Source organism: Peribacillus phoenicis, assembly GCF_047238085.1.
GTDB lineage: Bacteria > Bacillota > Bacilli > Bacillales > DSM-1321 > Peribacillus.
In genome coordinates this window covers 618,441-637,237 of sequence record NZ_JBDFMF010000001.1, presented here as the reverse complement: position 1 = coordinate 637,237, position 18,797 = coordinate 618,441, and the positions used below count along the sequence as shown (strand labels likewise).

Sequence of the window (18,797 nt, the reverse complement as noted above, 5' to 3'; positions counted from 1 at the left end):
TCCACTTATAAGACAATATAGCGGTTTGATTTGTGACATCCAAAAAAGAGGGCCCTCAATCTATTACAGGAATATGATTTAATTTATCGGGATTGGTGACAATAAAGATTTTGCGGATATTTTTTTGTTTTGGATCTAATTCAAAGCAGATGACTTTGATAGGTTTTCCTTCTTTCATTTGCAAAATTCCCTCCTGGCCATTGACCATCACCGGCAGAAGTTCTCCTATGAAGCCTCCTTTAGCAGAAACGCCTTTAAGAAAGGAGGATACGCGCTGTTTGGTTACAATTGGATTTAATGCAGAAAGCACTCTTCCTCCGCCGTCAGTAACAAGGACAACATCTTCTGTAAGAAGATCCAAAAACTCCTCAAAGTTTCCTGTCGCAGATGCTTTTATGAATTTTTTTGCCAAAAGATCGACATGTTTCGTATCCTCCGGATGGACGGGCCTATCATTCTGTAATTTCCGCTTAGCCCGGCTGTAGATCTTTCTGCAGTTCACTTCATTCTTTTCGAGCATCTCGGCGATATCTTCATAGCTGTAAGTGAATGCTTCCCTAAGCACGAAAACCGCTCTTTCAACAGGTGAAAGCTGTTCCAGCAAAACGAGGAAGGCATATGCAACCGTTTCATCCGTTACGACCTTATCTAGAGGCTGATCTTTTTCGTTTACCCGAGGTTCTGGCAACCAAGGACCTGTGTAAACCTCTCTTCTCTTACGGGCTGACTTTAAAAAATTCAAACAGCGATTTGTCGTGATTTTCGCAAGATATGCTTTCATGTCCTTAATTTCGTCGGTATCAAGCTTAAGCTGCAGGAATAAATCATGAACGATATCTTCTGCGTCGGTAACCGATCCGAGCATCCGGTATGCGATGGAAAAAAGAAAAGGTCGATATGTCTTATATAATGTATCCAACTCCACTTGCTTCACCTATTTTCTATCAAATTCGTTTTCGAAATCCTATCACTAATTATTCTCTAACCCAATCATTTATCCTTCTTAATCTGAATAAAGCAGACAATCCTATCATACAAAAAAAGAGCAGCAAAAGAGCTGCTCTCAGACTGTAGACAAACTAGCTACCTACCGTTCAACAGGATTCCTTTTTATGCCCACTTTTTAGACAAATATATGACCATCATCTGTCAAATGGTGTACCCATTTTTGGAAACTCATTTATCAAGGTGCTTCATACCATACGATATCATCAAACATTTTTACAACCCGCGGTATGAAGCCTTCTTCATAATCTTCCGGGTATTGAATTATCGCATAGTAAACGCGGTCGCCATGTTGAAAAACCGACACTGTACCCAATATTGAATAATTACTGCCCTTCTTACTAATGTCAAATTCGACCTCAGACCAATCAAATCGGTTAGGGGTATTATCAGATCGCTGTTTAATCTCAAAGCCGTTGCTTATCACAGCTTCCCTCGCAAACTCCGACTGATCTTCTATTGTCGCATTTGCACCCTCACTTTTAGAAAATATTTGAACTTTGGCATCCTCATTTCTCTTGCCTGCAAAATTTGCAAAAACAATCATTGCATCTCCTTCACCAGAACTAGCCTCTTCAACGACCATGTCATCCACGATGTAGGTTGAGAATCCCAATGCCTGACTATGATGAAGCGTGAATTGGAATGATTCTTCCATACCTTCTAATATGATCATATCTGTTTTCGTATTTGGCCGATCTTTTGCCGGATCATCGACCGATTCACCTGGAGTATCTTCATCTTGCCCGTCGGTTTGCTTAGGATTATCATTTGGCTTTTCTGAAATTGGCGGAGATTCCTCATTTCCCTCCTGGACTTCTTTACAAGCACTAAGTCCTGTTACCAAAAAAACGGCTGCCAAAATCAACAATATCTTTTTCATTGGAACCCTCTTTTCATGTGTTTTAACAAATTATTATACGGTCCCATATGTAAAAAAGTTACACTGTGCTTCATTGAAGTATCAGACTTTATCGTCTTAAAAACGATTGATACTCCACTCTTTCCGAAAAGGAAAATATGAAATTGATTCACTTTGATGCGTCTATATCTTTATTTAAGTAAACTATTCGATAGATAGTTTGAATAGGAGTGCTTGAATGTATGATAATGTAAAGAATCGCACGTTCAAAAGGCCGCCAATTGGCGGCCTTCATAACTTCCCTTGCCTTATATGTACTAATTGAAAAATATATGTTTTGGTTAAGATCCAATGCTATGTTCTACTGCAGTATCCCAATTGGGAAAATAATACAATGCATTCTTCATTAACTCCGGATCTGACTTCTTTACCTCTTTCTTTCGAGGTGGCTTCCCTTCTTTTTCTACCAATGCAGAAATTTGATTCACGACTTCTTCAACACTCATATTTACTTCCATCTCTGTTCCCTCCTTCTTGTTATTATTTATATTTTTTCCCAATTGATGAAAAGTAATACAATTTTTCTATAGCTAAACTACCAGTTTAGTTTAAGAAGGTTATTTGAATGTATGAAAATTGAAATGATCGTACAGACAAAAAGCCAACGAAATCGTTGGCTTTTGTCTAAATAATTCACAAATACTTTTCCAAGTTAACGTTAGAAAATAAACGACAAGCATAAGGAAACCGAAGCAATAATAAATACCCTACTATGCTATATCGCTGTCCCAGTATCCCCATGTTTTACTTTTTATGAATAGTTTCGCAGCCTAATAATCGACGGTTTCAGCGATCCTCTATCATTCTATATAAAGCGATATGCCGCTCCCCCTTCCTTCATATCAGCTCAGGAGTAGTTCCAGGATTTTGCTTAGATCGGCTTTCATGATGAGCTTCAATCGTTTGCAAGAAGCTTTGCATGGAGTTTGTCATATAGGCATCTTTACGGTGGATGAAGACAGTCGAGATATTGCGGTATTCTTCCGGAATTACATGCACGTACACTTTTTCATTGGCTGTTAGGTGATTTACCGCTGATTGTGGAACGAGGGTAATGCCAAGGCCGAGTGTTACACTTGTTAAAATAGTTTCCAATACATTGAACTCCATGATCCTTTTGGGCATCACTTCTTCTTCCCTCAGCCATTGTTCCAGTTTGGAGCGATAGCCACAGCCCTGACTGAATACTAAAAATGGTTCTGTTATGATTTCTTCAAGGTTAAATGTTTCATTTCTTGTGACTAATACAAGTTTTTCTGTACATACATCGTATGGCTGAATGAGCGGATGTTTAATCGGTCCTGTAACAAAAGCGCCATCCAGCCTGTGTTCAATGACATCCTTAATCAGGTCTTCTGTTAACCCCGCCTTTATGGATAAATCGACATTTGGATACTGTTTATGATAAGAAGCTAGAATCTTGGGAAGATCGCTGACCGTTTCAACTGTACCGATGTTCAATATCCCTGTAGGTGTTTCACTATCCAGGAATACTTGCTTGAGTTCTTCCACATCAAGCAAAATTTTGTTTACATACTCCAGCATTTTTCTGGCCTCTGCAGTTAAAGACATGCCACGTTTATGCCTATTGAATAAAGGCGTCCGTAACTCCTGCTCTAAATGCTTAATCCTCGCCGTTACATTGGATTGGACGTAATTCAACTCAACAGCCGCCTTACTTACGCTGCCATATTTAGCGACGCACTGGAATATTTGCAAATCCCGCATTTCCATAAAAGTGACCCCCTTTCTCAACTATCATTAATAATGATGATTATATTCATTTTAAGTCATTTTACATGATAATGACTTTATCATAAGGTGTGTATAGGAATTTAATCAATCATTATTTTTGAGGGGAAGCTTTTATGAAAAAAAATCAAGTTTTAATCGGTGCACTTTTATGTTTGACAGCCAGCATTTCTTGGGGAGCGATGTTTCCAGTTGCAGAAAGGGCACTAATGTATATTGATCCTTTTTATTTCTCTTTTTTGCGATATTTAGCTGTTAGCGTAATTTTAGGGATATTGCTTTTAATTAAAGAGGGTAAGAAGTCATTTAGCCTTGAAGGGAAAGGAAAGAAATTATTGTTTTTTGGAACGATGGCGTTCACTGTATACAACTTTCTCATTTTCGCAGGTCAAGACTTACTGGGACATAACGGGGTAATTGTTGCTTCCATCATGGAATCATTAATGCCCATGATTTCAATTTTAATTCTGTGGGTTTTCAAAAGTGCCAGACCGATGAAGTATACCATCGCCAGCATGTTCATTGCCTTGATAGGGGCCTTTCTTGTCATTACCAATGGCAATATATCATTCGTATTTTTATTGAAAGATAGCCTCATCCCTATCCTTTTCATCCTCATCGGGGTTATAGGCTGGGTTATATATACGATGGGCGGCAACCAATTCAATGGATGGTCAACACTTCGCTATTCGACTTTAACGTGCATCTTAGGAACTGCAGTATCAGCAATCATAACATTCCTCGCAACTGCAATGGGCCTTTCTGTCCCTACAGCAGAGGTTATGCAATCCATTTATGGCGAGATGATTTTCATGATTATTTTCCCTGGTGCCATAGCCCTTTTAAGCTGGAATTTAGGCATTAAACTTTTAACGCCGATCAATGGAATCCTATTTATCAATTTAGTTCCAATAACCACGTTGATCATCGTTTTTATCCAAGGAAAACCACTATCATCATTCGAATTACTGGGAACTTTTTTAGTCATATATGCATTGATTCAAAACAATTATTATCAAAGAAAAAACTTGCCTTCCCAAGTTGAGAAATTGAATCCAAGGAAATTGAAAAGAATCATTTAATTAAAGGTACAAAACATCAATAGGAGGGCAACGATGGATTTATTAACGCTTATACTAATCTTTGGATTAGCTGTACTATGGGAATTGGCAACGATTAATAAGAATGTGAAAAAGATGAATGAGCAAAATGCAGAATTAATTAATCTATATCATGAAAGAAGTAAAAGAACTCAATAAAAGAGAATTTTGGCAATACAATGTAAAAAAGCCTCTCATTTAGAGAGGCTTCAAACTGTAGACATAGACAACTTGAACGTTGATTGGAACGTAGGGCACTCGCTTTCCGCGGGCGGTCCGGGAGCCTCCTCGACGCCTTTGCGCCTGCGGGGTCTCCCTTGGACGCGCTTTTCCCGCAGGAGTCTCGTACCTTCCGTTCCAATCTACTTTTTTAAATTTAGATCTAATAACTGAAACCTTTTAGAGAGGCTTTTTTGCATTTTTGATGATCGTACTATTCACCAAGCTTCTTCCGAATATCCGCTGCTACATTCTTTAACGCCTTTTTTGATCCCCGCTCTAAGTCGTGGTTTATTTTCCGTTCTTTGTAGCTGACAAATAAAGAATTGAGATCATAGCCTTCAGGATATAAATCGACGGCCTTTATTTCAAGCTCGAGCTTATTGGCATGAACCTCCTTGAGGGTATCTCGAAAAACAATGGCCTGTATCAATTCTGAATTTGTACTGTTCATTTTTGGAACCCACCAACTAAAAAAAATATTTATTGTAGAAAAAAGGATATTTTTTATTGTTGGCAAAACCACTTGATAAAAGAGATAAGAGGCCTAATAATGGTTGGATAGAATTTTATTAATTTAAAGGATGATTGATCAAAAATGAAAAAATTAATCAAATATATTGTCCTATTTCTCTGGGTAGTATTATTTTTATATTTCTTTGATATGTATATGCCCAAAGGTATTTATTACTTTGTTGTAGGAATTCCAGTACTTTTTCTAAGTGCAATTTTTATTTTAAAGATGTTTGATCATTCAAAAGATGTAAGAAGCTAAATATTTTGGTGATACTAACAACCTTTTTCAGATGATGTATGTATCCCTTTCTTATTTTATCTTTCATCTCTAATTGATTTTGTTGATTCTTCGTTTTTTGAATATTTTTAAATTTAATAGCTATTAAACCTGATTACTATTAAAATTTTGATTGTTTAATACCTTTTATATCTGCGTCTAGAGCCTAATCCTTCTTTCTTCACACGAGAAATTATGACAAAATTAAAGGGTATGAGCCCTGTTAAAACACTCATACCCTACCAATTTTGGTTTTTACATCAGGTTATTCACCAAGCTTCTTCCGAATATCCGCTGCTACATTCTTTAATGCCTTTTTTGATCCCCGTTCTAAGTCATGGTTCAATTTCCTTTCCTTGTAGCCGACAAATAAAGAATCGAGAGCAAATAGAAAAGAGCATGTGTTGAAAAAATGCTTGATCAAAACATGCCCTTTTTATGGATAAAGCCATTCTAGTCCTTTTGACATTTTACCATTATAAATTTAAATGGAGGTTTATTTTCCATATTCTTATGGGGCTCAACAATTTCCGAAAACTCTATCAGCCCATATTTTCCAAATTCTTGTTTAATCGAGTCAGGATCATAAAAAAACATTTTCATCCCTTCCATTATCTCGAAATAGTCTTTACCCAGTTGTTTGCCCTTACCGAACATTGGGGCTTCTTTTGAAATAGTAGTAAAAATCATATATCCGTTTGGCTTTAACTGATTATAGCAAGCTTTAATAAACTTATCTCTCTCACGATTATTCAATAAGTGAATAAGGGCATAACAAAATATACCATCATAAAGTTTATTATCAAAAGGCATATCCGTTACTGAACCATGAAAAATATTAAGATCAAGCCCATTTTGCCTTGCCAATTCAATCGCTGTTTTTGAAATCTCGATACCTGTTACATGTATTCCGTTGTCAGTAAAAACCTTTGCATTTCTTCCATATCCAATGCCAGGAATCAATATATCCTTAACTTTCTTTTCAAGGAAAAACTCCTTTGTCAAGATTGCGGAGTCCGAAGGTTCAAATCCCCACATCATTTGATTTTCTATAAAACTTGATTCCCAAATTTCCGTCATACTTCAATCTCCTTTACAAATGGCTTTCTTTCTTAGAAAAAAGGATTTTATGCCTCCAAAAGAAATGCAGCTTCAACTAAATCCATGATGACTCCAGCCGCCGCTTTATTCCCCGCCGCCGCCGCAATCACCAGCTGTGAAGGCGTGCTTAGTGATGTATCTCCGCATGCATATACTCCTTCAACCGTTGTTCGTCCAAATGAATCCACTTTAATCCCGCCGTTTGGAGTGATCTCGCAGCCAAGCTGTTCCGCAAAAGGAGCGGATTGCACCAAGTCTGTCACCACAATCCCTGCCTCCCTTTGGATTTCCTGCCCGTTTTTCATCCGGACCGATGTCAGCTGCCCTCCTTTCGATTCAAGACCTCCAATCTTTTCTTCCACGACTGTTACGTTCTGCCTAGCCAAGATATCCTTCTCCTCAACAAGCAACTGATAGCCATTTGTAAACACAATTACATCACGGCTCCAGTTTGACAGCAGTTTTCCCATATGAAAAGCCCGTTCATTTTCCGCAATCACCGCCAATGCTTGGCTCCGCATTTCCCAGCCGTCACAAAATGGACAGCCAAAAACACTCGTTCCGTATACATTCTGAATGCCTGGAATCTCCGGCAAAACATCCCGAAGACCTGTTGCAAGAAGTACTTTTTTCGCCGTGTAATCCGTTCCGCCTTTCGTTTGAATCCGGAACACACCACTGGCTTTTTCAATAATCTCCACCCGCTGCTCCTTGATGGAGACAGACGGATATTTCTGGACATCCGTTCTTGCCCGCTTCTTGAACTCTGAAGGCTTTACCCCATCCTGTGTGATAAATCCGTGCGACTCCTGCGTCACCTGGTTTCTGGGTTTATCCTCATCAAACAAAATTGTTTTCCGTCCAGCACGCCCCATGACCAACGCGGCATTCAGTCCAGCAGGTCCTCCGCCAATAATTACACAATCCAACACATGAAACACTCCTTATTTATAAAATCTATTATAGACCCTTAATATCCTTAATTTGTGTAAAAAATTTTATTTTTCTTTTTTTGTCTCCTTACTCTGCTCCGCAATGCTCTGAATGGTCCGTCCAGCCAGTTCTTTCTTCATGTTGCCTTCCGCCTCGATCATCACGCGCTCAATTAAACAATCGCTTTCTTCATGGTCAAACGCACAGTTGAACAGCACCGACTGACCCTCCACCGCTTCAATAACATCCAGAAACGAAATGTCCTGCGCGCGGCGTGAAATACTGTAGCCGCCTTTTGCCCCTGGCACTGATTCAATTAATCCAGCCTTCACAAGCTTCGTCAAAATCTTCGACAAGTACGTCGGAGACAAATCCTGCATACACGCCAGCTGATCCACGCTTACCGTCTGACCTTTTGGTTCCATCGTTAAATGCACCATTGTATGTAGTGCATAATTGGTTGCCTTTGAATACTTCATTGATGCACCTCATAATTAAAACTATTACAGACTTTTAATATCCGTAATTGATTTTAACTCAAGCTGCAAAAAACCGCAAACTTTTTTCCTCACCTAACAATGATCATACTGCTAAAATTTTTTCTTGTAATACTATTTAAACAACAGTACTCTCATATTATGTATCCCTTTTTAGAACGGGTTTATCCACACGAGAAAGTAATCAAAAAAGGGTATGAGCCCTGCTAATACAGAACTCATACCCTGCCGATGTCTAACTTTTTGGGTGGAACACGGTTATTACAACCGCTATTACAATTTCATTAATTATCAGGATTTGGTTTTTCCCTTTCAAAATCCAACCCTGTTTATTCACCAAGCTTCTTCCGAATATCCGCTGCTACATTCTTTAACGCCTTTTTCGATCCCCGCTCTAAGTCGTGGTTCATTTTCCGTTCTTTGTAGCTGACAAATAAAGAATTGAGATCATAGCCTTCAGGATATAAATCGACGGCCTTTATTTCAAGCTCGAGCTTATTGGCATGAACCTCCTTGAAGGTATCTTCGAAAAGGACGACGACATTATTGTAGGAATCCTTTTTCTTATAAACGATCGCATATCCATTCAGTTCGCTTACCTTCACTTTATCACCGACTTCATATTCATAAGATGCTTCTTTGGGAACGGCTGCTGGCTTCGCTTTTTTGATTTTACCTTCCTGGACACGCTCCAAGTCGTAGTCTTTATTTTCGATATAGAGCTTTGCCTTTTGCAGAACTTTTTCACGAACATTCATTTTTTTGGCTATCCAGAGGGCATTGCTTTCCCCGGATTGACCGATCAGCAGCTTATACTTTGGCTCAAGTGTTTCACTGTTGAATTGCATGGCTGCATTCATGAAATCACTGTGTATTTCCGAATAGCGCTTGATTTCACCATAATGGGTCGTCGCAACGGTTATGCAGCCCCTCTGATAAAATTCCTCAAGGATGCTAATCGCCAATGCGGCTCCTTCATACGGTTCCGTTCCGCTCCCGATTTCATCGAACAGCAGCAAGGAGTTATTGGTTATTGCCCCCATGATTTCCGAGATGTTTTTCATATGCGATGAAAACGTGCTCAGTGCGTTTTCCATGCTTTGATTATCACCGATATCGACGAATACCTGGTCAAAGACGGCAAGCTCCATTCCCTCTTTCCCTGCAACATGCAGCCCTGACATGACGGCCAATGTAAGGATTCCGATCGTTTTCAGGACGACTGTTTTACCCCCGGCATTAGGGCCTGTAATAATCAAACTGCGATAGTCATTACCGATTTCAAAATCCAAAGGTACGCTGTCTTGCGGCAAAAGGGGATGTTTACAGCTCTTTAACTTAATATAACCGTGATCATTGATTTTCGGTTCGATGGCATCCATGCTTTTACTGAACTTGGCTTTTGCGAAGATCATGTCATATTGACTGATCAACTCGATGTTTATCTTGATCGGTTTCAGCTGTTCGAAAACCGTTCCGGATAATGTGGCCAAAAGTTGATACTCTTCCATCGATTCCTCCGCTTTTAAGCTTGCCAATTCTGCATTCAATTTCGTTACGGAGGCAGGTTCGATGAACACGGTAGCCCCTTTTGCGGATACTTCCACAATCGTTCCGGCCACTTGATTTTTATAGGAGGCTTTGATCGGGATGGTATAGCGATCATCCTTTTTACTGATGAAAAATTCCTGAATGAACTCTTTATTGGCTCCGCTCTTCAAGAACTTATTCAGCCGTTCCTCTATTTTACTTTCTGTCTTGATGATTTGGTTCCTAATCCGTTTCAGGTCCTTGCTTGCTTCGGAAACAACTGCATTTCCTTTGATGGTGAATTGGATTTCTTCTTCAATGCTCCTGAATTCAGTCATGGAGCGGGCGTAGGAATGCAGTGTCGGTGCAAAGAACTCTTTATCGGTCATGAATTTCTTGATATTCCTGCAGCCTCTTAAGAAGTCCGCTATCGCCACTAACTCTGACGGCTCCAAAATCATACCTTTTTCCAGCTTGTCGATATGGAGGCCAATATGTGAAATGCCTTTTAAGGGAATATGGCTTTCCGCATTCAGTAAATTCCTTGCCTCCGTAGTCTCGTTCAAACGATTTTTAACGACCTTCAAATTGCTGCTCGGCTTAAGCTGATCCAATAATGCTTTTCCTAAACCGCTTACGCAATGGTTTTTGACCATTTCCTTGAGTTGGATATATTGTAATTTTTCATAAGTCATTGTATTCATCTAATGATCCTCCTTGAATGAGTGAGTGATTAAAATTCCCGAATCCAAAAAATGCCCGCAATGGTCCCCCTACCTTTACAAATGAACAAGCCATTTGAGTAGAAAGCTCCTGCGGGCATCGGCCTTATCTATAGATAAGTACCTAAAATCGATAACAAATTGGGCAGCTCGAATAGACCTGCGTACACAAAAAAGCATGATAGGACAAATCCCACCATGCTTTTCGCCGTAACACCTGCATGTTACACGATTTATGGAAAAGGAAGCAGTCTTAAGGTAGGTATTCACAATGCAGAATTGCACTGTGAAAAAAGGCATACTTAATCCACTGACATATCAGTGATTAAATACCTTATTCAACTAAATTAGTTGATACCTACTCCCGACATAAAACACCACACCTTTTCTTAGATTGGAATTAACATACCATATCAGTAAGAAAGAGTCAATTCATTTTTGCCGTTTTCCAAAGTTTTATTAAAAGATTCAAAAAAAAATGCAGCCAAGCCCATAGCACTCCCCTTTTCAATGTCTGAATATTTACTTTAAAATCGGGGTATGTTATCCTTATATTGACATAAACTAAAAACAGCCTCATGCGCTAACATGAGGCTGACAACTAGCAAGAGTGGTTGGTCACAACTAACTTAATTAATCGTCAGAAGAAGAACCATTGCCATCTTGGGAGGATGAGTGGTTCTTTTTCCGTTTCTTGGCGAACATAGACAGGATAAGACTGGTTGCTACAGCAACAAATATCTCTTTACCCATATCTGTAATCAAGTTCAATAAGAAATGAATCAAGCGGTCACCTCCTTTCCAATCTATCATTAGATGGAAAAGCAAAGCGTGACCTACCACTCTATCCTCAGTTGCCCCTCTATTTTATCATATATTTACCTTAATGGTAATTATATGAAAATAAACAAGTCCAGCTAACATTTGACTCCAGGTAAGTCATTAAGAAAAGGGGATCATCCAATGGATGATCCCCTTTTCGGTTTAAGCTTCATCACTCATTATGAGAGGGACTGTTTTCCCTTCGTTCACGTTGATCAATCCATGGTCGGTTATTTTCAGAGCCGGGCTGACAGGAAGCGATAAGGTGCTTAATGACATGATGACATTATAATGTTCGTAGCCTAACGATTTAAGTGCATCTGTCAGGTGCTGAACCTGCTTTGATACGATGTCCATCGGCTCTTCGGAAAGAATCCCTCCTACCGGAAGAGGAATCATCGATAAGACCTTGCCATCTTCAACGCAGCAGACTCCCCCTTGCTTCCTAATCACTTCGTTAGCGGCAATCATCATATCCTGCTTATTATGGCCAATCACCAGAAGGTTATGGTTATCATGCGAATAGGTTGTGGCAACCGCTCCACGCTTCAATACATCGCCGGTGATCAACCCGTGCGCCCGATTACCGTTTTTCCCGTATCGTTCGAATGTGGCGATTAAACCATAAGGGCTTTCTTCCCAGCTTAATTGACCATTCTTCCCTTTGATAAGATCATGGGTTTCAGACGTGAAAGTAGAACCGTTCTGCACGTTTATGATTCGGCACATGCTGCTTTCAAGCCTATCCGGGATCGTTATGTTAAAATCGTTTTCGGTAAGTTCCGCTAGCTTCACACTTTGATAGAAATGCTTAGGAAATTGTTCTTCCTTCACTTCTTGGACATATGGACGTGAAGATTCATAAACTAGCTCACCTTTTTTGTATACTTGTTCAATTTCAAATGTTTCCAAGTCCGATAACAGCAGGAAATCTGCTGTTTTCCCAGGTGCAATGGCGCCGCGGTCATACATCCGCATCCGCTGTGCAGGTGTATAGGTGCATGCATAAATTGCTTTTTCCGGAGTCATCCCCATTTGGATTGCTTTCTTTAAAAGGACATTAAGATGTCCCCTTTTTTGGAAAGAGTCGGTCATGACATCATCGGTGACAAAGCAGAAATGTTCATCCACCTGATTTTCCTTCAAGTAATTCATCACTTCTTCAGTCATTGATTTCTCTTGAATCTCAATGAACATCCCGGCAGCGATCCTCGCATCCATCCCTTCCACGGTCTGATGTGTATGATCTGAATTCACTCCGGCATTAATAATCGTTTGCAATTCCAAGTCGAGCAGCTTTGGAACATGCCCCTCTATGATCAGATCTGGATAACGGGCACGGATATGGGACAAGATCTTATTCGTTTTGCAATCCGGGTCGGTTATGACCTCATAGTAATTCATAATCTCGCCGAGACATATAATGTTCTCCGTTTGCATCAATTCGTCTATATCATCTATTTCGATCGAACCGCCTGTTGTTTCCATCGATGTGGCTGGAACGGAACTCGGGATGGCATAAAACATATCCGCTACGCAATCTTGACTTGCTTTGATCATTTCCTTCACACCGGAAATGCCGAAAACATTGGCCATTTCATGCGGTTCCGGCACGATCGTCGTCACGCCATTTTTGATTAATCCGTAGGAAAAAGTCGCAGGCGTCACCATCGTACTTTCAATGTGGAGATGGATATCGATCAGACCTGGAACCATATACTTCCCCTGTCCATCGACGATTCGATCCGGCTCGAAGGCATCCAATTCCCGATCTCCAATATAATAGAACTTTCCATCCTTGATGGCTGCATTCCCTTTAATGAATCTTTTAAAATAGCTGTTAAACACGTTGATATCTCTTACAAGCATATCCATTCGCATAACTTACCCTCCTAAGCTAGTCAACAAGCACCATCTGGTTTCTCGGAATTTCAAGGATGATTTCCTGACCCGTCCGATAGGATTCCGCCATTTCCTTGTTCACAGTGAAATCCCCTATTGGCGTTTCAACGACATATTGATAGCTTCTTCCAAGATACGTACTTACCTTGACTCGGCCAGATAAACTATTTTCCTGAACAGTTCCCGTGTTATCTTTTTCCCTGATCAACAGATCGTCCGGCCTGATGGCGCCTATTTTTCCCGTTGAATTGGTCATCTGCGGATCCTTTTGCAGCACAAATGAGTATCCAGATTTGTTCAGTTCGATTTTACCGTCATGATCCGTCCGCTTATCGAAGTCAATGAAGTTCTTGAAGCCGATGAAGTCAGCGACAAACTTGGTTTCAGGATATTTGTAAATGGTCGCAGGATCACTAAGCTGTTCGATGATCCCTTTATTCATGATCGCCACCTGGTCGGATATCGAAAAGCATTCTTCCTGGTCATGCGAAACATATACCGTCGTAATCCCCAGCTCTTGTTGGATACGGCGAATCTCGACTCTCATATTCACCCTTAAGTTGGCATCAAGATTACTCAATGGCTCGTCAAATAAGAGGATGTCCGGCTCAATCACCAGCGCCCTGGCAATCGCGACCCGCTGCTTTTGCCCTCCGGAAAGTTCTTGGGGATATCGTTTTTCAAAACCTTTTAAATTAACGATCTCGAGCACATTCATTACTTTTTTTTCGATTTCACTTTTAGAATTCTTTCTCAGACGGAGACCGAATGCAATATTATCGAATATCGACAAATGCGGAAATAATGCATAGTTTTGGAACACAAAGCCAAAATTCCGCTTGTTGACGGGCACTTTCGTATAGTCCTTTTCCTTGAATAAAAACTTCCCTTCGTTCGCCTGTAAAAACCCGGCAATTAAACGCAGGGTCGTCGTTTTCCCACAGCCGCTCGGGCCAAGTAGGGATACAAGCTTCCCTTTTTCAATCTCGAGATTGAAATCTTTTAATATATTCTGTTTGTTATATGCTACAGATATATCTTGTAAAGTGAATAAAGCCACCCATCATTACCTCCTTTATCGTTTTGTGAAATAAGACAATCCCATGAGCCGTTCTACTATAAACATGAAGAAAGCCGTTATGAACATGAGCAATACGGAAATGGCCGAAATGGTAGGATCGAAGTAGTTCTCCACATACGTCAGCATCTGAATCGGAAACGTACTTACTCCAGGGCCTGTCATATAAACTGAAATGTCGACATTATTGAAGGATTCCAAGAAGGCGATCATGACTGCCGCCAGAATTCCTGATTTTATGTTCGGGAGGACGACTGTAAAGAATGTGCCCAATTTACTGGCTCCGAGACTCTCCGCCGCTTCTTCGATGGAAAAGTCAAAGTTTGATAAGCTTGAAGAAATCACACGGATGATGAACGGCAGCATGATAACAGTATGTCCCACAAACAGGGCCGCATATATCGGAAGCTGATAAGTCCCCACAATATAACGTAAAAACGCAAAGCCCAGCACAATTCCCGGTATTAATATTGGCGAAACGAAAAAGGCATTTATTACGCTTTTCCCTTTGAAATCAAACCGGCTTAATGCATAGGCAGCCGGCACTCCCAGTAACAGTGCCAAGAGGTTGCCTCCCAGTGAAACAAGGATGGACGTTTTAAAAGCGACCAAAAACATGTCCACATTAAAAATATTTTCGTACCATCTGAAAGAAAACTCTTCTGGCGGGAACTTCAAAATATTTCCGCCTTCAAATGACGTAACGGATATGATAAGCAAAGGCCCTAGTAAAAAAAGGAACACTAGGAATGTAAACAGGGCCAATCCTCGATTTTTTTCCTGCATACACCTCTACCCCTTTGGATTTAATTTTTTTGCCAAACCATTCATGATCGATATGATCAGAACTGTCACGGCAATCATTATCGTAGCGACTATCGATGCCACTTGCCATTCGTTCAATGTAATCGCGTTTTGATAAAGAAAGGTCGAAATGACCCGCTGTTTCCCGCCTAATAGAGCAGGCGTAGTATAAGCCGTGAAGCTTCCTACGAAAACAAGGATGCTGCCAATGACCAAACCTGGGACCGAAAGCGGAATGATCACTTTTGAGAATACGGCCAATCTTGATGCTCCAAGGCTCTCCGCCGCTTTTAATAAGTCCGTCTCGATGTTCTCCATCACACCCACCAGCGTCACGATGATCAATGGCAGGAATAAATGGACCAATCCGATAATGATGGCAGTGGGCGTGTACAATATATCAAGCGGCTTTTCAATCAAGCCCATGCCCATAAGCAATTTATTCACCACACCGTTTTTACCGATGATCACCATCCAGCTGAATGAGCGGACAACAGGGCTTGTTAATAGCGGGAAGATCGTCAGCAAAAGCATGATGGCTTTTTTTCGTTGTTTCAGTTTTGAAATATAATAAGCTGCTGGAAATCCTAATAGAATGCAAATGATTGTCGTGAACAGACTCACCCTAAGTGTCGTCAGCAGAATTTCAATAAAGTATCGGTCTTGAAAAAAATCAAGATATCCTTGTACGGAAAAACCGCCGCCTTCATGAAAAAAGGTCGTGCCAATCGTCATTAGGATCGGAATGATCATGAAAATCGTTAAAAATAGAACGCCTGGTAACAGCAGCAGGTATAGATAGCGTTTCTTCACCTCGGAACCCCCTGTTCGTATTATTTATGAATTGATTATGCGAATGAACAGGTCGAAAAACGCTTCCGCATCGACGTCCAGACATACATGCGCATTCGGCTGCTTCATCAGCCTATTTTGAAAGTCGCAAACCATCTGTCCGTCACAAAGCTCGCTTTTTGTTTCAACATCCACATAATATTCTTCTCTGGTGACAAGATCTTCTTGCAAAGCGATGGCTACAGCTAATGGATCATGCATCGCACATGCCCATATGCCGTTACGTTCAAAATACCTTTTCCGGTAATCTGATGTACTTTGCCTTATATAGTCAGCAAGTTCATGGTTTTGAATCAATTGGATATGCTCTTCACCCAATAGAACCTTTCTCGTGACATCAAGACCAACTTGCGTGATGGATGCGAATCCCGCCTGTAATACGATTTTGGCTGCTTCAGGATCGACATACGTGTTATATTCAGAGGTCGGCGTGACATTACCGACCCCTTTGATCACTCCGCCCATGAAAATGACTTCTTTAACGAGCTTGGTGATTTGCGGACATTTTTTCACCGCCAATGCCAAATTCGTAAGAGGTCCCGTCATGACAAGCGTCACTTCACCAGGAAAATTCAAAATGGAATTGATGATGAAATCAGAAGCAAATCCATCATCAGGCCGCTTTTTGACTGGCACATCCTTCAAGGCTCCGCCAATCCCGTCTTCACCATGGATCCGGTGTTCAAAAAAGGGGCTCCTGATAATTGGGCTATCTGCCCCCTTTATGACTGAAATGTCCTGTTCATTCAATAAATCCAATATTTTGCATGTATTCAATGTGGCCGTATCAAGTGATACATTCCCGTTCACTGTTGTGACCGCCAATATGTCGAATTGACGGCTTTTAACAGCAAGCATGATCCCGATCGCATCATCTATTCCAGTATCCACATCAAGAATCATTTTTTTCTTCATCAAGCACACCTCATTTCTTTCTTAGTGTGTAAGCTCACGATTCCAACGATCGATCCATTGTTTAGAGTTTTCATTAACAAACTTCATGTCCAATACACGCAGGCTGTCAATGACGTCATCTCCATAGGTTAAGCCTTTCGCTTCCGTTTTAGAGAGCTTGACTTCCGTATTGACAGGAGAATCCACTTTCGCTTTCGCTGATTTTCCCTGAACTTCCTTGCTTAAGATGTAATTCATGAATTCGCCGGCCAATTCTTTTTGATCGCTGGCTTTAACAATATTCACCGTATTCATCACTGCGTAGCCGCCTTCTTCTGGGGAAATGAACTTAGCATTAGGAACGGCTTCCTGTAAATCGCCAAAATACATTTCCATGATCGGGCCTGCAGCGATTTCCCCTTGCGAGAACATGTTGACGAACTCTGACGTTTGCCCATATTCCTTAACCGCATTCGGCATGATCTTTTTCATTTGATCGAAGGCTTTATCTTCATTGAACTCTTTACTTCCGCTAACTTTTGAAGCGGCATCCAAAAACATCGGTCCAGTTGTCGATGTGATGGATGGGATCGTGATCTTTCCTTCCAAATCCTTGCTCCAAAGATCTTTCCAAGTGGTGATCGGTTTACTCAATTCATCAGGATTATAGGCAATTCCAAATTGTGCAATGGTATAGGCTGGTCCAAACTCCTCGCCATTCGGTGCTTTTGCTTTGTCGTATATATTATCAATATTCGGAATTTTGCTGTAGTCAACTTTCTCAAATAACCCTTCATCGATGCCCTGCTGTGCATAGTAGTCGGATAAATAGATAACATCCACATCGCTATTCGCTTGGCGTACTTTGTTCAATCGATCTGCATTATTTCCTGAATCAACTACAATCTCTACATTATGCTTCTTTTCAAATGGCTCATAGACTTCAGGACGGAAGAAATCATCGGCGAATCCCCAAGTGGAAACGACTAATTTGGCTGGTTTTTCCTTTCCATTGTCCTTTGAAGAGCATGCAGCTAAAACTAATGTGAAAAGTGATAACATCATCAATATTTTTTTCATCATCCAAACCTCCAAGTTCATATTGTTTAAAATTTCCTTTTTACTGATTTACATGTAAAAAAAGACAATCTTAAATAGAATTGAAATTCTACCCAAGATTGTCTTTTCTTTGTAAACAAAGATAAAACTTATCATTTGGTTCTCTAGCGGCGTTCCCTCCAGATAAATCCGAAGGGAAATCCATTTATATGATTATATATTTTTTTCCTTCAATACTATATTGGTGAATGCCAGCTGCGTCGCTGAGTCATAATCCCTCAGGACAGCTTCGATATCCCAATTCGTTTGCGTTTCCAACTTTTGTTTCAGTTTCTTTTTATAAAGCAGGGACATATGGAAGTCAACCTCCTGCTTCAGGCTGGGAACTTCCCCTTCTAAAGCTTCAGAGCGCGGGGCACGTCGATGTTTGGCCTGAAATGTAATCACATTCTGCTCAACAGTAACCTTCAGCAGCGTCGTACCAAAGCCGAACAATTCCTTCGATACCTCATTATACATATGAGAAAGCAATTTCTTCGTTTCGTTAGCGTTTATCGGTAAGATGACTATCACCTGCCAAACTATCGTTTGAGGTAATTATATATACTTTTTCTTGATTGCACAAGATAATATTCGGATTTTGGATAAAAAAAATGTTTTTTCTTATTAAATAGTACGTTTACTCACCAATACACGAATTATAAAAATAAGCAATAAAGATTTCAATATATTCATATAACTTTTTATCCAATCCAGCACCTTCTATTAATGAAAACTTTTTCAGAGAAATAAGCACAAGATTGAAAACAGTT

At 40.3% G+C, this 18,797-nt stretch carries 20 protein-coding genes; 2 read left to right on the top strand and 18 right to left on the bottom strand.

The features are described from left to right. Positions 1-55: 55 nt before the first annotated feature. From ABC374_RS03170 to ABC374_RS03155, 4 genes are all read right to left on the bottom strand, one after another. Positions 56-925: an RNA polymerase sigma-70 factor gene (locus ABC374_RS03170; protein WP_413015878.1), complete on the bottom strand. Its 870-nt coding sequence runs from the start codon at positions 923-925 to the stop codon at positions 56-58. A 258-nt stretch (positions 926-1,183) separates the two neighbouring features. After that, positions 1,184-1,888 (bottom strand): hypothetical protein, encoded by a 705-nt coding sequence (locus ABC374_RS03165; RefSeq protein ID WP_413015876.1) that lies wholly within the window; start codon positions 1,886-1,888, stop codon positions 1,184-1,186. 320 nt (positions 1,889-2,208) lie between these two features. After that, on the bottom strand, positions 2,209-2,385 hold the full coding sequence (locus ABC374_RS03160) for a hypothetical protein (RefSeq protein ID WP_199777211.1): 177 nt from the start codon (positions 2,383-2,385) through the stop codon (positions 2,209-2,211). Between the two features lie 379 nt (positions 2,386-2,764). After that, the gene (locus tag ABC374_RS03155; RefSeq protein WP_413015873.1) at positions 2,765-3,661 is read right to left on the bottom strand and encodes a LysR family transcriptional regulator; all 897 of its coding nucleotides are present in this window, start codon (positions 3,659-3,661) and stop codon (positions 2,765-2,767) included. A 134-nt stretch (positions 3,662-3,795) separates the two neighbouring features. Here ABC374_RS03155 and ABC374_RS03150 point away from each other — a divergent pair, with 134 nt between their 5' ends. Together ABC374_RS03150 and ABC374_RS03145 are read left to right on the top strand one after the other, a co-directional pair. Next, positions 3,796-4,761 carry a DMT family transporter gene (locus ABC374_RS03150; protein ID WP_413015871.1) on the top strand — a complete coding sequence of 322 codons (966 nt, stop codon included), beginning with the start codon at positions 3,796-3,798 and terminating at the stop codon, positions 4,759-4,761. Positions 4,762-4,794: 33 nt separating this feature from the next. After that, positions 4,795-4,938, top strand: coding sequence for a YrzO family protein (locus tag ABC374_RS03145; RefSeq protein WP_350301493.1), 144 nt, complete (start codon positions 4,795-4,797; stop codon positions 4,936-4,938). Between the two features lie 274 nt (positions 4,939-5,212). Here ABC374_RS03145 and ABC374_RS03140 read toward each other — a convergent pair whose 3' ends face one another. The 14 genes from ABC374_RS03140 to ABC374_RS03075 form a co-directional block, all read right to left on the bottom strand. Further along, positions 5,213-5,452 carry a hypothetical protein gene (locus ABC374_RS03140; RefSeq protein ID WP_413015869.1) on the bottom strand — a complete coding sequence of 80 codons (240 nt, stop codon included), beginning with the start codon at positions 5,450-5,452 and terminating at the stop codon, positions 5,213-5,215. Positions 5,453-6,056: 604 nt separating this feature from the next. Beyond that, entirely contained in the window at positions 6,057-6,215 is a 159-nt protein-coding gene (locus ABC374_RS03135; RefSeq protein WP_350301491.1) for a hypothetical protein, read from the bottom strand. A 29-nt stretch (positions 6,216-6,244) separates the two neighbouring features. Further along, entirely contained in the window at positions 6,245-6,871 is a 627-nt protein-coding gene (locus tag ABC374_RS03130) for a class I SAM-dependent methyltransferase (RefSeq protein WP_413015867.1), read from the bottom strand. Positions 6,872-6,918: 47 nt separating this feature from the next. Further along, positions 6,919-7,824, bottom strand: a complete 906-nt coding sequence (locus ABC374_RS03125) for an NAD(P)/FAD-dependent oxidoreductase (protein ID WP_413015865.1) — start codon at positions 7,822-7,824, stop codon at positions 6,919-6,921. 66 nt (positions 7,825-7,890) lie between these two features. Beyond that, positions 7,891-8,304 carry an RrF2 family transcriptional regulator gene (locus ABC374_RS03120; protein WP_348963479.1) on the bottom strand — a complete coding sequence of 138 codons (414 nt, stop codon included), beginning with the start codon at positions 8,302-8,304 and terminating at the stop codon, positions 7,891-7,893. A 347-nt stretch (positions 8,305-8,651) separates the two neighbouring features. Then, positions 8,652-10,556: an endonuclease MutS2 gene (locus ABC374_RS03115; RefSeq protein WP_413015862.1), complete on the bottom strand. Its 1,905-nt coding sequence runs from the start codon at positions 10,554-10,556 to the stop codon at positions 8,652-8,654. Positions 10,557-11,207: 651 nt separating this feature from the next. Continuing rightward, the gene (locus ABC374_RS03110) at positions 11,208-11,360 is read right to left on the bottom strand and encodes a hypothetical protein (RefSeq protein ID WP_153246156.1); all 153 of its coding nucleotides are present in this window, start codon (positions 11,358-11,360) and stop codon (positions 11,208-11,210) included. Positions 11,361-11,558: 198 nt separating this feature from the next. Beyond that, positions 11,559-13,277: an adenine deaminase C-terminal domain-containing protein gene (locus ABC374_RS03105; protein WP_413015860.1), complete on the bottom strand. Its 1,719-nt coding sequence runs from the start codon at positions 13,275-13,277 to the stop codon at positions 11,559-11,561. A gap of 16 nt (positions 13,278-13,293) precedes the next feature. Continuing rightward, on the bottom strand, positions 13,294-14,358 hold the full coding sequence (locus ABC374_RS03100) for an ABC transporter ATP-binding protein (RefSeq protein WP_413015858.1): 1,065 nt from the start codon (positions 14,356-14,358) through the stop codon (positions 13,294-13,296). Positions 14,359-14,373: 15 nt separating this feature from the next. Then, a complete protein-coding gene (locus ABC374_RS03095) occupies positions 14,374-15,162 on the bottom strand; it encodes an ABC transporter permease (protein WP_048687496.1) in 789 nt (262 codons plus the stop codon). 6 nt (positions 15,163-15,168) lie between these two features. Further along, a complete protein-coding gene (locus ABC374_RS03090; protein WP_096340021.1) occupies positions 15,169-15,993 on the bottom strand; it encodes an ABC transporter permease in 825 nt (274 codons plus the stop codon). Positions 15,994-16,017: 24 nt separating this feature from the next. Beyond that, complete coding sequence (locus ABC374_RS03085; RefSeq protein ID WP_413015856.1) at positions 16,018-16,947, bottom strand: nucleoside hydrolase; 930 nt, start codon at positions 16,945-16,947, stop codon at positions 16,018-16,020. Positions 16,948-16,968: 21 nt separating this feature from the next. After that, the gene (locus tag ABC374_RS03080; protein ID WP_413020257.1) at positions 16,969-18,006 is read right to left on the bottom strand and encodes an ABC transporter substrate-binding protein; all 1,038 of its coding nucleotides are present in this window, start codon (positions 18,004-18,006) and stop codon (positions 16,969-16,971) included. A gap of 192 nt (positions 18,007-18,198) precedes the next feature. Continuing rightward, complete coding sequence (locus tag ABC374_RS03075; RefSeq protein WP_105718871.1) at positions 18,199-18,549, bottom strand: DUF2294 domain-containing protein; 351 nt, start codon at positions 18,547-18,549, stop codon at positions 18,199-18,201. Positions 18,550-18,797 lie beyond the last annotated feature (248 nt).

Bases quoted from the DNA above. Each gene is read 5' to 3' on its own strand.
- ABC374_RS03080 (WP_413020257.1), bottom strand. From the start codon at position 18,006: ATGAAAAAAATATTGATGATGTTATCACTTTTCACATTAGTTTTAGCT.
- ABC374_RS03105 (WP_413015860.1), bottom strand. From the start codon at position 13,277: ATGCGAATGGATATGCTTGTAAGAGATATCAACGTGTTTAACAGCTAT.
- ABC374_RS03120 (WP_348963479.1), bottom strand. From the start codon at position 8,304: ATGAAGTATTCAAAGGCAACCAATTATGCACTACATACAATGGTGCAT.
- ABC374_RS03160 (WP_199777211.1), bottom strand. From the start codon at position 2,385: ATGGAAGTAAATATGAGTGTTGAAGAAGTCGTGAATCAAATTTCTGCA.
- ABC374_RS03115 (WP_413015862.1), bottom strand. From the start codon at position 10,556: ATGAATACAATGACTTATGAAAAATTACAATATATCCAACTCAAGGAA.
- ABC374_RS03130 (WP_413015867.1), bottom strand. From the start codon at position 6,871: ATGACGGAAATTTGGGAATCAAGTTTTATAGAAAATCAAATGATGTGG.
- ABC374_RS03095 (WP_048687496.1), bottom strand. From the start codon at position 15,162: ATGCAGGAAAAAAATCGAGGATTGGCCCTGTTTACATTCCTAGTGTTC.
- ABC374_RS03085 (WP_413015856.1), bottom strand. From the start codon at position 16,947: ATGAAGAAAAAAATGATTCTTGATGTGGATACTGGAATAGATGATGCG.
- ABC374_RS03145 (WP_350301493.1), top strand. From the start codon at position 4,795: ATGGATTTATTAACGCTTATACTAATCTTTGGATTAGCTGTACTATGG.
- ABC374_RS03165 (WP_413015876.1), bottom strand. From the start codon at position 1,888: ATGAAAAAGATATTGTTGATTTTGGCAGCCGTTTTTTTGGTAACAGGA.
- ABC374_RS03140 (WP_413015869.1), bottom strand. From the start codon at position 5,452: ATGAACAGTACAAATTCAGAATTGATACAGGCCATTGTTTTTCGAGAT.
- ABC374_RS03155 (WP_413015873.1), bottom strand. From the start codon at position 3,661: ATGGAAATGCGGGATTTGCAAATATTCCAGTGCGTCGCTAAATATGGC.
- ABC374_RS03150 (WP_413015871.1), top strand. From the start codon at position 3,796: ATGAAAAAAAATCAAGTTTTAATCGGTGCACTTTTATGTTTGACAGCC.